Origin of the sequence: Muricomes intestini (assembly GCF_004346165.1) — a bacterium.
GTDB classification, from domain to species: domain Bacteria; phylum Bacillota; class Clostridia; order Lachnospirales; family Lachnospiraceae; genus Muricomes; species Muricomes intestini.
Window position 1 is genome coordinate 1 of record NZ_SLZZ01000046.1, and the last position, 13,552, is coordinate 13,552.

13 protein-coding genes and 1 riboswitch are annotated in these 13,552 nt (G+C 43.9%); of the genes, 2 read left to right on the forward strand and 11 right to left on the reverse strand.

From position 1 onward, the window contains the following. Positions 1-149: 149 nt before the first annotated feature. From mscL to eno, 6 genes are all read right to left on the reverse strand, one after another. Complete coding sequence (mscL, locus tag EDD59_RS17015) at positions 150-557, reverse strand: large conductance mechanosensitive channel protein MscL (RefSeq protein WP_132384072.1); 408 nt, start codon at positions 555-557, stop codon at positions 150-152. A gap of 87 nt (positions 558-644) precedes the next feature. Further along, positions 645-1,406 carry a type I 3-dehydroquinate dehydratase gene (aroD, locus tag EDD59_RS17020; RefSeq protein WP_132384074.1) on the reverse strand — a complete coding sequence of 254 codons (762 nt, stop codon included), beginning with the start codon at positions 1,404-1,406 and terminating at the stop codon, positions 645-647. Between the two features lie 6 nt (positions 1,407-1,412). Next, entirely contained in the window at positions 1,413-1,880 is a 468-nt protein-coding gene (gene smpB / locus EDD59_RS17025) for an SsrA-binding protein SmpB (RefSeq protein WP_132384076.1), read from the reverse strand. A gap of 72 nt (positions 1,881-1,952) precedes the next feature. Continuing rightward, complete coding sequence (gene rnr, locus EDD59_RS17030) at positions 1,953-4,142, reverse strand: ribonuclease R (RefSeq protein WP_132384078.1); 2,190 nt, start codon at positions 4,140-4,142, stop codon at positions 1,953-1,955. Positions 4,143-4,349: 207 nt separating this feature from the next. Further along, positions 4,350-4,592: a preprotein translocase subunit SecG gene (secG, locus tag EDD59_RS17035; RefSeq protein WP_132384080.1), complete on the reverse strand. Its 243-nt coding sequence runs from the start codon at positions 4,590-4,592 to the stop codon at positions 4,350-4,352. Positions 4,593-4,821: 229 nt separating this feature from the next. Next, a complete protein-coding gene (gene eno / locus EDD59_RS17040) occupies positions 4,822-6,087 on the reverse strand; it encodes a phosphopyruvate hydratase (RefSeq protein ID WP_132384082.1) in 1,266 nt (421 codons plus the stop codon). A gap of 327 nt (positions 6,088-6,414) precedes the next feature. Here eno and EDD59_RS17045 point away from each other — a divergent pair, with 327 nt between their 5' ends. Together EDD59_RS17045 and EDD59_RS17050 are read left to right on the forward strand one after the other, a co-directional pair. Further along, positions 6,415-7,257 carry a YitT family protein gene (locus tag EDD59_RS17045; RefSeq protein WP_132384084.1) on the forward strand — a complete coding sequence of 281 codons (843 nt, stop codon included), beginning with the start codon at positions 6,415-6,417 and terminating at the stop codon, positions 7,255-7,257. Between the two features lie 13 nt (positions 7,258-7,270). After that, the gene (locus EDD59_RS17050) at positions 7,271-9,463 is read left to right on the forward strand and encodes a DNA topoisomerase III (RefSeq protein ID WP_132384086.1); all 2,193 of its coding nucleotides are present in this window, start codon (positions 7,271-7,273) and stop codon (positions 9,461-9,463) included. Here EDD59_RS17050 and EDD59_RS17055 read toward each other — a convergent pair. From EDD59_RS17055 to EDD59_RS17070, 5 genes are all read right to left on the reverse strand, one after another. After that, entirely contained in the window at positions 9,460-10,200 is a 741-nt protein-coding gene (locus EDD59_RS17055) for a cell wall hydrolase (RefSeq protein ID WP_132384088.1), read from the reverse strand. The genes EDD59_RS17050 and EDD59_RS17055 overlap by 4 nt on opposite strands. A 239-nt stretch (positions 10,201-10,439) precedes the next feature. Further along, complete coding sequence (locus EDD59_RS18225; RefSeq protein ID WP_330572219.1) at positions 10,440-10,790, reverse strand: pyridoxamine 5'-phosphate oxidase family protein; 351 nt, start codon at positions 10,788-10,790, stop codon at positions 10,440-10,442. Beyond that, complete coding sequence (locus EDD59_RS18230; protein WP_243117476.1) at positions 10,762-10,908, reverse strand: hypothetical protein; 147 nt, start codon at positions 10,906-10,908, stop codon at positions 10,762-10,764. Before EDD59_RS18230 ends, EDD59_RS18225 begins: the two co-directional genes overlap by 29 nt. A 52-nt stretch (positions 10,909-10,960) precedes the next feature. Further along, positions 10,961-11,590 (reverse strand): ECF transporter S component, encoded by a 630-nt coding sequence (locus EDD59_RS17065; protein WP_132384090.1) that lies wholly within the window; start codon positions 11,588-11,590, stop codon positions 10,961-10,963. A 209-nt stretch (positions 11,591-11,799) separates the two neighbouring features. Then, positions 11,800-11,925, reverse strand: a riboswitch (FMN riboswitch). 61 nt (positions 11,926-11,986) lie between these two features. Beyond that, a complete protein-coding gene (locus EDD59_RS17070) occupies positions 11,987-13,411 on the reverse strand; it encodes an aspartate ammonia-lyase (RefSeq protein WP_330572218.1) in 1,425 nt (474 codons plus the stop codon). Between the last annotated feature and the right edge of the window lie 141 nt (positions 13,412-13,552).

The following is a 13,552-nucleotide window of genomic DNA, read 5'->3' on the forward strand; positions in this document are numbered from 1 at the left end:
AATAATAGGCTCCTCTCTGATAAGAATATTCATATTTAATTCTTTCCAGATTGGATCCATTTATTACCAAAGACACAAAATTTATGACACTACCAAGACAGGGGAAACTGTCACAATAAACTGCTTCCCCTGTCTTTCTAAATTATTAACTATTCGCCTAACTGAGATGTACAATGAGGACACCGTGTAGCTTCTATGTCAATCTCACTTTTACAAAAAGGGCATATCTTTGTTACAGCCTCTTCCTCTTTTTTGGGGCGTAAAGAAGATGCTTTATTGAGTGTTTTTATAATTAGAAAAAGTATCAGCGCCATGAGCAGAAAGTTGATAATTGCAGCTATAAACTTGCCATAGTTCAGAGTAACTTCCCCGAGCAATGACACTTTCAGCTTGTCCAGATTTGCCCCTCCGAATAATCCTAAAATAGGATTAATGATATCATCTACCAGCGAAGATACTATGGCTGTAAATGCACCGCCAATAATGATACCTACCGCCATATCCATTACATTTCCGCGACTGATGAATTCTTTAAATTCTTTTATAAAATTTTTCATTTCGACACCCCCGGCCTTTTTTCTTTCTAGTATATCACAAAGGCCAGGCCCGTGGAAGACTCAAGCTAATATTGGAGCATCTATCTTTTACAAGCTTTTGTGGAGCAGTTTCAACACTGTTCTGAGCTCTTCCACTCGCATTTGTCCCGGAGCAGATGTCTTTTCTGCTGCTCCGAAGGTGAGTGCAGAGCCGAAGACTTCTCCGCACAGACGGCTGATGACACCTGCTCCCGACATGGACATTGTAATGATTGGGGTATCTCCATGTTTCGCTGTCATTTCCTCCGTAGCCGAAAGGAGTGTAAGTACATCTTTTTTGTTCTGCGGCATTACGGCAATCTTGGCAATGTCTGCCCCCTGCTTTTGCATCCTGCACAGGCGGGATATGATTTCGGCTTTATCCGGAGTTCTCTGAAAATCATGATTGGAGGCAATTACTTTCACATCATATTTATGAGCCGTGCTAATGAGGATCTCCACAGTCTTATCCCCACTGAATATCTCCACATCAACCAGATCTATATTCCCGGAACATATCACTTTCCGATTCAGCGTCACGTAATCCTCTGTGGCAATTGCCATTTCCCCTCCTTCTTTTGATGTGCGAAAAGTAAACAGCAAGGGGATATCGCCCAGCACTTCCCGAAGTTCCCTCAAAATCACTTTCACCCCGGCGAAATCAAAGATATCCTCGTACCAGTCTGCACGCCACTCTGCCACATCTGCTTTCAATTTACAAACATTTCGCGCCCCCTCTAGAATACCCTCTTTTGTTTTGCCAACAATGGGGATACAGATTTTGGGAATTCCCGTACCTATCTCAATATTCCTAACCTTAACCACATTCATATCATTTTACCCCAGATTGCGCACTTTAAATTCCCTCTGTGCCTCCCGCTTCTGATCCTTTTTGGCAATGTCTTCTCTTTTATCATACTGCTTCTTTCCTTTAGCCAGCCCAATCTCTACTTTTACAAGACTTCCGCTAAAATAAACACGCAGGGGCACAAGGGTATTGCCTTTTTCCTTCATCTTCCCGAACAATTTGTTTATCTCATTTTTATGGAGGAGGAGCTTCCTCACCCGCAAAGGATCTTTATTAAAAATATTTCCTTTTTCATATGGACTGACATGCATCCCATAGATAAAAATTTCTCCGTCCTCAACGCGGATAAACGCTTCCTTTATACTGCACTGCCCCATCCGCAGTGATTTCACCTCTGTGCCGTGCAGAACTATCCCGGCCTCATACTTCTCCAGAATAAAATAATCGTGATATGCCTTTTTATTGTTGGCAATCAGTTTGCCCTCTCCTTTAGCCATAACATTTTCCTTTCCTTAATCTTCGCCCCCGGGTTACCCATAAAATTCAAGTAACTATTCCGAAGCAAACTTTCACAGGACATCCCTCAATATATCTGCTTGGTTCTGAACAGTTACAAATTCAAAATCAATGGTTCGCTGCAGGCGGTCCGCCCCCAGAACCCGGACCTTGACCTGCTGTCCCAGCCTATACACATTGCGGGTATGCTCTCCCACCATTTCATACTGCCCTTCTATATAATCGTAGTGGTCATCCCTCATATTCGTCACATGTACAAGACCTTCTATTGTATTATGCAATTCTACATAGGCGCCCCACTTTGTGAGCCCTGATATAACACCTTCAAATATATCTCCGATATGGTCCTGCATATACTCCGTCTTTTTAAGCTTGACAGTCTCACGTTCAGCCTCATCTGCCCGGCGCTCCCTCATACTCGACTGGAGGGCAACTTCGGGAAGTATTTTCTCATAATGTGCAATGCGGTCCCCATCCAGTTTTCCCCGGATGTTCTCCTTGATAATACGATGAATCTGCAGATCAGGATACCGGCGGATTGGTGATGTGAAATGAGTGTAATACTTTGCGGCCAGGCCAAAATGTCCCGTATTTTCCGGTGTATACCTTGCCTGTCTCATAGAGCGCAGGGCCAGCCGGCTGATCAGGGCCTCTTGAGGGGTTCCTTCCACCTGACCCAGCAATTTCTGTACTTCCTTTGGCTTCACCTCACTGTTTCCTACATGAATATGGAATCCAAAATTATTGATAAATGTGCTTAACTTTTTAATCTTTTCTTCATCCGGCTGTTCATGGGTACGGTACAAAAATGGAAGCTCCCGCCAGTAGTATTCCTCCGCCACGGTTTCATTAGCCATAAGCATAAAATCTTCAATAATCTTCGTCGCCGCATTTCTGTCATAAGGCTTAATATTGATGGGTTTACCGTTCTCATCCAGTATCATTTTTGTCTCTGGAAAATCAAAGTCAATGGAACCCCGCTTTCTGCGCTTGTCCCGCAATTTTCCTGACAATTCTGCCATCAGCAGAAACATGGGAACTAAATCGCGGTATTTCTCACTTTCTGTCTTTGGAGATTCCTTTCCCGCCTGCTCCTCCAATATTTTCGCCACACTTGTATAGCTCATCCGCTCCTCTACCCTGATAACGGTCTCGGCAATTACATGATCAATTATTTCACCTTTTCCATTGATTGTCATGATACAACTGAGCGCCAGACGATTCTCTCCGGCATTAAGGGAGCATATACCATTGGACAATTTATGGGGCAGCATGGGGATTACTCTGTCTGCAAGATAAACACTGGTTCCTCTGTTCAGCGCCTCCCTGTCAAGAGCACTTTTCTCCTGTACATAATTCGTAACATCAGCGATATGAACACCAAGACGATAATTATCCCCTTCTTTTGTCAGGGATACAGCATCGTCCAGATCCTTTGCATCTTCTCCATCAATCGTCACCATCTGCCAGTCCCGCAAATCCATTCTGCCGGCCATGTCTGCTTCGCTGACCTTTTGCCCCACACGCTCCGCCTGATTCAGAACTCTTTCGGGGAACTCCACAGGAAGGTCATAGCCCTTCACAATAGACATGATATCCGTTCCCGGGTCATTAATGTGTCCTATAATCTCCACAACCCTTCCTTCTGGTTTCATATCCTCACCGCCATAGGAAGTCAACTCCACAACCACCTTGTGTCCGGTTATGGCTCCCTTTTCCTTCCCTGCGGGAATGTAAACATCATTCAGTACACGCTGATTGTCAGGCCGCACAAAGCCAAAATTCTTGTATTTTTCATAAAGCCCTACAACTTTAGTTGTCCCATGTGAAAGAATGCCTACAACCTTTCCCTCTTTTCTCTTTCCCTCGTGGGAATCCCGGCCATCTGTCTCTTTCGTGATCACAAACTCTACACGGTCTCCATCAAAAGCGCCGTTGGTATTTTCCTCGGAGATAAAGACATCCCCCATTTCGCCCTCCTGGAGCACGAAACCAAATCCCCGTGCATTGGCCTGGAAGACACCACTCATCCGCTTTGCCTGTCCTTTTGTATACTTTCCTTTTTTTGAGACAAAGACTTTTCCTTCTGCCTCCAGGGCATCCAGCACTTCTGTCAGCTCTCCCCTCTGTTCTTTCGGTATTTGTAAAAGAATTGCAATTTCTTTCTTCTTCATGGGTACATACAAATCATCGCAAATAAAATCATAGATCACTTTCTTTCTCTTTTCAAATGTCTGATCCACTTTCTCACCTCTTCCTGTGTTTTTTATAACTATCTTTGTAACTATTCAAGAGGGTCCGTTCGGCTCTCCTTCACTCCCTCCTCTTATCTTGCCGCATATTAAAATTCTCATTCCGCCTGATTCCCACAGACTTTAATCTTTTATCCATTAAAGGTAAGAAAAAAACACTCTATAACCGCTGCATAGAGTGTTCAATCATTTATCTTCTTAGTTGAATACCTTCAGATTCAAAACCAGTGCCAGTACTATAAACAAAATGGCCAAAAACTTTGTTGACTTTACAAGAGCACCTTCCATGGAACGTCCCTTATTATGTCCCCAATAAGTATCAGCCATTCCGCTGATAGTTCCAAGTCCTGCAGACTTACCTTCCTGAAGAAGAATAATTGCTGACAATGCAATACAATCTATTACAAATATAATCGTTAAAACAATCTTTAAAATATCCATTCACCTATACCTCCTGCAGATAAACCACAGTTATCGTATCATAGATGTAAGAATTTTGCAATAACTTTTCACGTCACTTTTTCAACTGTTGTAACAGTTCAGCCATGCGAATTTTCGACAGCGTAGGCAGGAGAAAGCTTGCTTTCGTATGCATATGCTGCCGAAAATTCATATGGCGCTCTGCCACAGCGAGATGAAGCGCAGCAAAATCGAGCTGATGGCTGAACTGTTACAACTGTTCTTCTATCCTCAGCAGCTGGTTGTATTTTGCCACTCTTTCAGAACGGCAGGGTGCTCCTGTCTTTATCTGTCCTGCATTAAATGCCACTGCAATATCGGCTATTGTAGTATCCTCTGTCTCCCCCGACCTGTGAGATATAATTGCATTATATCCTTTCTTCTGTGCCATCTCGATCGCTGCTATGGCCTCAGTCAATGTTCCAATCTGATTTACCTTTACTAAAATAGCATTTGCCACATTGTGCTCAATCCCCTTTTGCAGGCGCTCTACATTTGTGACGAAAAGATCATCTCCCACTAACTGCATGTCATTTCCCAGTCTTGTGGTCAGCAGCTCCCAGCCATCCCAGTCCTCTTCATCCAGTGGATCCTCAATGGAGCGAATCGGAAATTCTATTGCCAGATCTTCGTAATATTCGATTAGTTCTTCTGCGGAGCGCACAATCTTCTGCCCCTGCATTTTACTTTCTCCGGGAAATACATATTTTTTAAAGTCTTCATTGTATAACTCGGATGCGGCGATGTCCAGAGCAATTTCAATATCCTTGCCCATCTCATATCCAGCTGCTTCCACCGCCTGTTTGAGGAATCGAAGAGCCTCCTTTGCATCTGGCAGATCAGGTGCAAATCCCCCTTCGTCTCCCACCGCTGTATTTAAACCGTTTGTTTTCAACAGCCGTTTCAATGACTGGTAAATTTCCGCACACATGCGTAAGCCCTCTTTAAACGATGCTGCCCCCACAGGCATAATCATAAATTCCTGAATATCTAATGTGTTATCTGCATGTGCTCCTCCATTTAAAATATTCATCATCGGAACCGGGAGTTTTCGTCCGTTCACCCCTCCGAGATATCGGAAAAGCGGCATTTTCAATGCATTTGCGGCTGCTTTTGCCGCCGCCAGGGATACTCCCAGCAGAGCGTTGGCACCCAGATGCTGTTTATTTTTGCTCCCGTCAGCTTTAATCAGTACTTCATCCACGGCTGCCTGATCAAATACATTCACGCCGATTACAGCTCTGGCAATCTGGTCGTTGACATGCTCTACAGCCCTCTCTACACCTTTTCCTCCGTAACGCTCCTCATTATCCCGCAGTTCCACCGCCTCGTATTTTCCCGTAGAAGCGCCAGACGGCACAGCCGCACGCCCCACTGTATCCTCACCGACCAGTACCTCTACTTCTATTGTAGGATTCCCTCTGGAATCTAAAATTTCTCTTGCGTATACATCGCGAATTGGTAAATACTGATACATATCTTCTTTCCTCCTTATGAGGAAGTAGTATTTCCAATTATCTCATCTTAATGCGTTGACTTTTGCTATACCCGGCGGTATCATAATATGATACCAGGGTCAAAAGGTATTTTGCTCCCTGATACCTACGGATTGCTCCGCACTTTGTGCTCACGCAATCCTAAAAACATTCGAAATCCGCCCTACTCGGGCTACTTTCTCATGTTTTTCGGGTCCCAAAGTCATGCTTTTTCATGCAAGCATGAAACGCACGACCTTTTGACCCTGGTATCATAATATTAGATGAATTACATAGCAAATGCGTAGTGTAAGGCGGGACATTTATCCATGAAGGACAAGTTTAAATATTTTTTATTACTGACATTAAGTACGTTAGTTATGGCAATAGGCACTTATTTTTTCAAATTTGCCAACAATTTTACTTTTGGAGGTATTACAGGACTTGCGGTTCTTGTTGCCAGGTCGGGAGTTATGTCTGCAGGTGATTTCAACTTTGTCATGAACATGATATTGCTGATCATCGGTCTTATTGTTCTGGGCAAAAAGTTTGCCGCCAAGACCGCATACTGCAGTATACTGCTCTCCGTTGCACTCTCTGCCCTGGAGCGTATTTATCCAATGTCACATCCTCTGACTGACCAGCCTATGCTGGAGCTTTGTTATGCTATCGCACTCCCGGCTCTTGGATCTGCCGTTTTATTTAATATTGGTTCGTCCAGTGGTGGAACAGATATTATTGCTATGATTTTAAAAAAATATTCCAGCTTCGATATCGGGAGAGCGCTGATTGCCACAGATATCCTGATTACAGTTGCCGGATGTTTCGTGTTTGGCATCAAAACCGGCCTTTATTCCTTCCTTGGCCTGGCGATCCGTTCCTTCATGATTGACACGTTTATCGAGAGTTTTAATCTTTCCAAATATTTCAATGTAGTGTGCGATAACCCTGATCCTATCTGTGACTATATCGTAAATACACTGGACAGGAGTGCCACTGTATGTGATGCTCAGGGCGCATTTTCAGGAAAGGATAAGTACATTATTTTTACCGCCTTAAACCGCATTCAGGCTGTGAAGCTTCGTAATTATATTAAAGCAAATCAGCCGGAAGCATTTATTCTGATTTCTAATACAAGTGAGATTATCGGAAAAGGATTTCACAGCATCTGAAAGGAGACTATACATGAAGCATCTTGTAATTGCCGAAAAGCCTTCTGTAGCCCGGGACATCGCCCGGGTTCTTCACTGCACAAAAAAGGTGAACTCTTATATAGAAGGAAATGAATACATCGTAACATGGGCACTGGGACACCTTGTGACCCTTGCCGACCCGGAGCAGTATGGTGAACAATATAAAACCTGGAATATGGACACCCTGCCTATGCTCCCCAAAGAATGGAAACTAGTGGTCATCAAGCAGACCGGAAAGCAGTTTCACGCAATTAAAGAACTGATTTACCGAAAAGACGTGTCAGACATCATTATAGCTACCGATGCCGGACGGGAGGGGGAACTTGTTGCCCGCTGGATTCTGGACAAGGCCGCAAATAGAAAACCACTGAAAAGGCTTTGGATTTCTTCTGTGACAGATAAAGCAATCCAGCAAGGCTTTGCAAACTTAAAACCCGGAAGTGCTTACTCCAATCTATATAAGGCGGCTGTTGCCCGGGCCCAGTCTGACTGGGTGGTGGGCATCAACGCTACCCGTGCACTGACCTGCAAATATAATGCCCAGCTGTCCTGCGGCCGGGTGCAGACCCCCACTCTGGCAATGCTTGCCGCCCGTGAAGATGAGATTCGTAACTTTAACCCCCAGGCCTTCTATGGCATGAAAGCTTTAGCCGGAGGCGTTACTTTTGTGTGGGCAGAAGCGAAATCAGGCTCTCAAAGGATATTTGACCATGAGAAAATCCAAAGATTATACAGGCAATCTGGCAATGTACTGGAAATCACAGAGGTTTCCAAAAAGCAGAAAAAGTCTTATTCTCCCGCTCTCTATGATTTGACTACACTTCAAAGAGATGCTAATCAGCGTTTTGGTTTCTCGGCAAAAGAAACTTTGAACATTATGCAGCGTTTATATGAAAATCATAAAGTGCTGACTTACCCCAGAACGGATTCCCGGTATCTGACAGGAGATATGACAGGCACCCTGAAAGAACGGCTGAAGGCATGTGCAACAGGACCGTACCGCAAGTTGGCGGGCAAGCTTTCCATGAAACCTATAAAGACAGATAAATCCTTTGTGGACAACACCAAAGTCTCCGATCATCATGCCATTATCCCTACAGAACAGTTCGTCCAGCTGGACCATATGTCCAATGAAGAGCGTAGGATTTACGACATTGTAGTCCGGCGTTTCCTTGCTGTGCTATCCCCCGCCTGTGAATACGAGGAAACTTTCCTCCGGGGCAAAATGGGAACCGAGCTATTTACCGCAAAGGGAAATATTATGAAAACTTCCGGCTGGAGAGACGCTTATGAAGCTGATTATGAAGAAATGAATGAGGAGGAAAGGGAAGATATTTTTATCAAACAGAAGCTTCCCGCACTCGAAAAGGGAGAAAGGCTTATAGTGGACAGCCTTACAATTACAGAAGGCAGCACAAAGCCCCCGGCCCGATTTACAGAAGGAGCCCTGATTGCCGCAATGGAAAACCCGGTCAAATATATGCAGCATAAGGATAAAACCCTTGCCAAAACTCTGGGAGAAACCGGAGGATTGGGGACAGTTGCCACCAGAGCTGATATCATTGAAAAGCTATTTAACAATTTTCTCATGGAAAAACGGGGCAGTGAAATTTATCTTACCTCAAAAGGAAAGCAGCTTTTAAAGCTTGTTCCTCAGGATCTGAAAAGTCCCGAGCTGACTGCCGACTGGGAGCTGCGGCTCCAGGCAATCGCCGGCGGAAAAGAGTCAGATAAGGATTTTATGCGGGAAATAAATCACTACACCAGATCATTGATTGAAGAGATTAAAAGCGCTGATGGTAAATTCTGCCACAATAACCTGACTCACACCAAATGTCCTGCATGTGGAAAATATATGTTGGAAGTCAATGGAAAGCATGGGAAAATGCTTGTCTGCCAGGACAGGGAATGTGGGCACAGAGAAACCATCGCCCGCCATACAAATGCCCGCTGCCCCGTCTGCCACAAAAAGATGGATTTAGTGGGCAGAGGAGAAGGCCAGCGGTTTGTATGCTCCTGCGGACATAAAGAAAAACTCAGCGCTTTCGAGCAACGCAGAAAAAAAGAAGGAAAAGGCGCCAGCAAAAAGGATGTAAACAATTATCTGAGGAAGCAGGCTAAAGAAGCAGAGCAGCCTCTTAATAATGCTTTTGCCGACGCACTTTCAAAACTAAAAACTATTTAGTGGAAAAAGTGGTCTCCGATTTGTATTCCATAATCGCCGTTTCCAAAGTACAAACAGTCTCCAATAGGGTTTGACCCTGCAAGTGCATCTGCTGCTGCCTGCATAGCTGTGTCCGTATACCCGCCACTTGCCAGCACACTATCCAGCCAGCCTGTCATTGCCGGTCCAAACTGTCCGGACTGATAGATAACCTCTGAAATACTGCCCGGATATACACCGCTGTTTACACGGTTGATAATAACTGCACCTACTGCTACCTGTCCTTCATAAGGCTGATTTCCTGCCTCGCAGAAAATAATGGATGCCAGCAGTTCCAGATCTGCTGCTGCCTGCGGTGCTGCTGCTTCCTGTACTTCTGCTTCTGCAGCTTCCTGCTGTTCTGCTTCCTGTTGTGCCGCTTCCGCCTCTGCGGCTTTCTGCGCTTCCTCCGCCGCCAGCCTTGCTTCCTCTTTCTGCCTTTTTTGTTCTTCGGCCTTCTTTTGTTCCTCTATTCTCTTTTGTTCTTCTTCATATGCTATCTTCGCTTCTTTTGCAGCTTTTTTTGTGTCAGCTGTCTCTGAAGCAGGAATCGTTTCCGCTGTTTTTGTCAGCATTGTATTCCCAGCGTATTCATCTATACTTTCAATAGTAACCGCTTCAGGCATCAAAGATGACGCCTGCGTAGTAAATCCGGCTGCAAACAGCGTACACGTTGTTACTCCCGTCAATACCACCTTAAAAATCTTCCCTTGTAACATATACTCCAACCTCCTATTTATTGCAATATCTTTACCACATTGTAATGGGTCTGTAATAAAATATATGCTTGAAGTTTCAAACTTATTACAAATATTACAAAATTGTTACAAGAGCCATTCTAATATAAAAAATCCATTCTGTCAACTTTTTTATTTACAAAAAGGGGTCTGACCCTTTTGGGCTCCATTTTCTGACAATTCAGAATTCGGCGTCCAAAAGGGTCAGACCCCTTTTTACACTATTTTCTCTGTTTTCCGGTAACTTCTTCTGTTGTTATTTTTATCACGGCTACAGATGAGACCATCTTTTCATTGAATTCAAAGTCTTTTCCTGTCTGGCACTTCATAAGGATACTCAGTGCCTTCATCTTCTCTCTCGGAGTTTCTACAATCTGCGCCGTCCCCTCCCCAACAAGGCTGGCAAAGCGGTAACTATATTCGCATGCATCATCTCCTTCAATCAGGCCGTGTTCACAGTCCATTTCAAAGCCGACTTTCGGATTAGCTTTTAATAAATCCAGCTTTTTCCCTTTGAGAGCAGCATGCAGATAAAAGACAATTTCATCCCCCCTTATAGGTATATCCGAAATTCAGAGGCAGTATATAAATCCCCTCTTCATCATGCATTGCTATGCGTATCACTTTGCAGGTATCGAGGACATGAAGAATATCCTCTCTTTCTTTTATTTCACGCTCTTTTCTTCTCATCTGCGTCATTGCTTTTTTCCTCGCTTTCCTAGCCAAAGGGGTCTGATCACTTTTACAATCTCATCCTAAATATAGGACTGATTTTTTTATAAATCAAAAATACTACCAGAGATACTAATATTCCTTTCAGGAGGTTAAATGGCGCTACTGCGAACAGCACAAATGTGGAAAGGCTTGTTATGTGTGAGTTTACCGCAGTCCCCATCTTCACCAGCCCCTCTATGGGCATTCCAAAAGCCGCGCCATAGGCCGGAAGTAGAACAAAGGCATTCAGCAGGCTTCCGACTGCTGTCATAACCAGAGTACCGACTGCCATTCCTGTAATTGCACCCTTCCTTGTCCTGTTTCTCTTGTAGATTAGACCTGCCGGAACGCACAGCGCACACCCAATCAGAAAGTTAGCAGCCTCTCCCACACCCGCTGTTAGCGTACCGTTTATGACAAGATTCAAAAGAATCTTCACCAACTCAATGACCGCACCTGCCAGGGGGCCCATCACAAAACATCCTATTAAAACCGGCACCTCGCTGAAATCAATTTCGTAAAATGCAGGGGCAAATGGAAGTGGAATTTCAAACAGCATCAATACTGTGGCAATGGCAGAAAGCATACTGATCTGCGCAATAGTGCGGATTCCAATCCTGGGATGTTGTCTTTGTACTACATTTGATTCTGTGCTCATAAGTAATTCTCTCCTTTAATTATTAAAAATTTGAGCAACTGAGCAGAACCAAGCTCAAAAACCTACAGTTTCCTCAATATATCTGCTTGTCTCTGAACAGTTACAAATTTGAAAAGAAAGAAAATCTTCTTGGAAATCATGTCGGTAAGACAATAGAAAAACCCCGGATGTGTTATTATCCGAGGTCTAAATCGTACTTGTTATATCAACAATTTCTTCTCTCATCCAGACTTTACTGTCGGTACCGGAATCACACCAGTTCAGCCGTTATATTATAATAACGGGTCGCGGACTATACCGCCGGTTGGGACTTACACCCGACCCCGAAGAATTTCTTCTGTTTACAATGTCTAGTATAACCTGTTAAAGGAGTAATTTCAAGTGTTTTCTGAACTGTTACAAAGTTCCACTACCCGCAATGCCCGGTTTTGTCATATTCATTGTATCTAAAATCAGGTCAAGTTCTGTTTCATTTAATAATTTGTCCCGTAAAATCAGTGCCCTTACGGATTCACCGGTTTTCACTGCTTCCTTAGCAATATCCGCCGCCTTTTGGTATCCCACATGGGGGCTGATTGCTGTGATGATTCCCACGCTGTTCTCTACCAGTTCACGGCACCTTTTTTCATTTGCAATAATCCCTGTTATACAATTATCCACAAAAGTCTGTACTGCATAAGCCAGAGTATCAATAGACTGGAACATACAGTAAAAAATAATCGGCTCAAATGCATTTAGCTCCAGCTGCCCGGCCTCCGCCGCCATGGTAATCGTGACATCATTTCCTATAATATTAAACGCTACCTGATTCACCACTTCAGGGATAACAGGATTTACTTTTCCCGGCATGATAGAAGAGCCATTCTGTTTTGCCGGGAGAACAATCTCACCAAAACCCGTTCTCGGACCGGAGGACATCAAACGAAGGTCGTTGGCAATCTTGGACAGAGTGACTGCACAAGCTTTAATGGCACCAGAAACAGCTACAAATGGATCCAGATTTTGAGTGGCATCGATTAAATCTGCTGCCTGCTCAAAATCCATATTGGAAACCTTTGACAAATTAGGAACAATCCGCTGCAAATAACTTTCATCGGCGTTAATACCTGTTCCTATAGCCGTTCCTCCCATATTAAGCACACGCATTTCTTCCATAGCTTTATCCATACGGCGGATATCCCGCATAATGGCAGACGCATATGCCCTGAATTCTTGTCCTAACCGAATAGGAACTGCATCCTGCATCTGTGTACGCCCCATTTTTATCACATGGTCAAACTCCCGGGCTTTATCAGAAAGTGCTTTATGAAGACGCAGAAGCTCTGTTTTCAATTTTTTTAAAAGCCGAAGGGATGTCATTTTGCCCGCTGTTGGAATTACATCGTTGGTAGATTGCCCGCAGTTTACATGGTCATTTGGATTCACCAAAACATAATTTCCCTTCTGTCCGCCCAATATTTCAATGGCACGGTTGGCAATCACTTCATTTGCGTTCATGTTCAATGAAGTTCCAGCACCTCCCTGAATAGGATCTACAATGAAATCAGCACGAAACCTTCCCTTCAATATTTCACCGCAGGCCTCAATAATTGCATCTGCCCGCCTTTTATCAAGAGTGCCAATCTCACAATTTGTCATAGCCGCTGCCTTTTTTATATATGCAAGACTGTTAATAATCTCTGGATGCATATTCAAACCTGTAATATGAAAATTCTCGGCCGCCCGCAGTGACTGTACACCATAATATACGCCCTCCGGCACATCCTTAGCTCCAATAGAATCTTTCTCCACACGGTAATCTTTCTTTTGCATTTTATCCATGAACTATGCTCCTGCCACTCGAAATATGAACAAATATACCCATATTGAGAATTTTACTGCTTCAACCTATATGCTTTCACTCTGATTAATCAGACACTACTCACAAGTTCTTGTATAGTCCACAGTCGTAAATTCCGGTCT

What these genes read in the sequence shown, in the direction of transcription:
- eno (WP_132384082.1), bottom strand. Translation starts at nt 6,087, where the DNA reads ATGTATCAGTATTTACCAATTCGCGATGTATACGCAAGAGAAATTTTA.
- mscL (WP_132384072.1), bottom strand. Translation starts at nt 557, where the DNA reads ATGAAAAATTTTATAAAAGAATTTAAAGAATTCATCAGTCGCGGAAAT.
- EDD59_RS18230 (WP_243117476.1), bottom strand. Translation starts at nt 10,908, where the DNA reads ATGAGAAGAAAAGAGCGTGAAATAAAAGAAAGAGAGGATATTCTTCAT.
- secG (WP_132384080.1), bottom strand. Translation starts at nt 4,592, where the DNA reads ATGGATATTTTAAAGATTGTTTTAACGATTATATTTGTAATAGATTGT.
- EDD59_RS17065 (WP_132384090.1), bottom strand. Translation starts at nt 11,590, where the DNA reads ATGAGCACAGAATCAAATGTAGTACAAAGACAACATCCCAGGATTGGA.
- smpB (WP_132384076.1), bottom strand. Translation starts at nt 1,880, where the DNA reads ATGGCTAAAGGAGAGGGCAAACTGATTGCCAACAATAAAAAGGCATAT.
- EDD59_RS17045 (WP_132384084.1), top strand. Translation starts at nt 6,415, where the DNA reads ATGAAGGACAAGTTTAAATATTTTTTATTACTGACATTAAGTACGTTA.
- EDD59_RS17070 (WP_330572218.1), bottom strand. Translation starts at nt 13,411, where the DNA reads ATGGATAAAATGCAAAAGAAAGATTACCGTGTGGAGAAAGATTCTATT.
- EDD59_RS17050 (WP_132384086.1), top strand. Translation starts at nt 7,271, where the DNA reads ATGAAGCATCTTGTAATTGCCGAAAAGCCTTCTGTAGCCCGGGACATC.
- EDD59_RS17055 (WP_132384088.1), bottom strand. Translation starts at nt 10,200, where the DNA reads ATGTTACAAGGGAAGATTTTTAAGGTGGTATTGACGGGAGTAACAACG.
- aroD (WP_132384074.1), bottom strand. Translation starts at nt 1,406, where the DNA reads ATGAATGTGGTTAAGGTTAGGAATATTGAGATAGGTACGGGAATTCCC.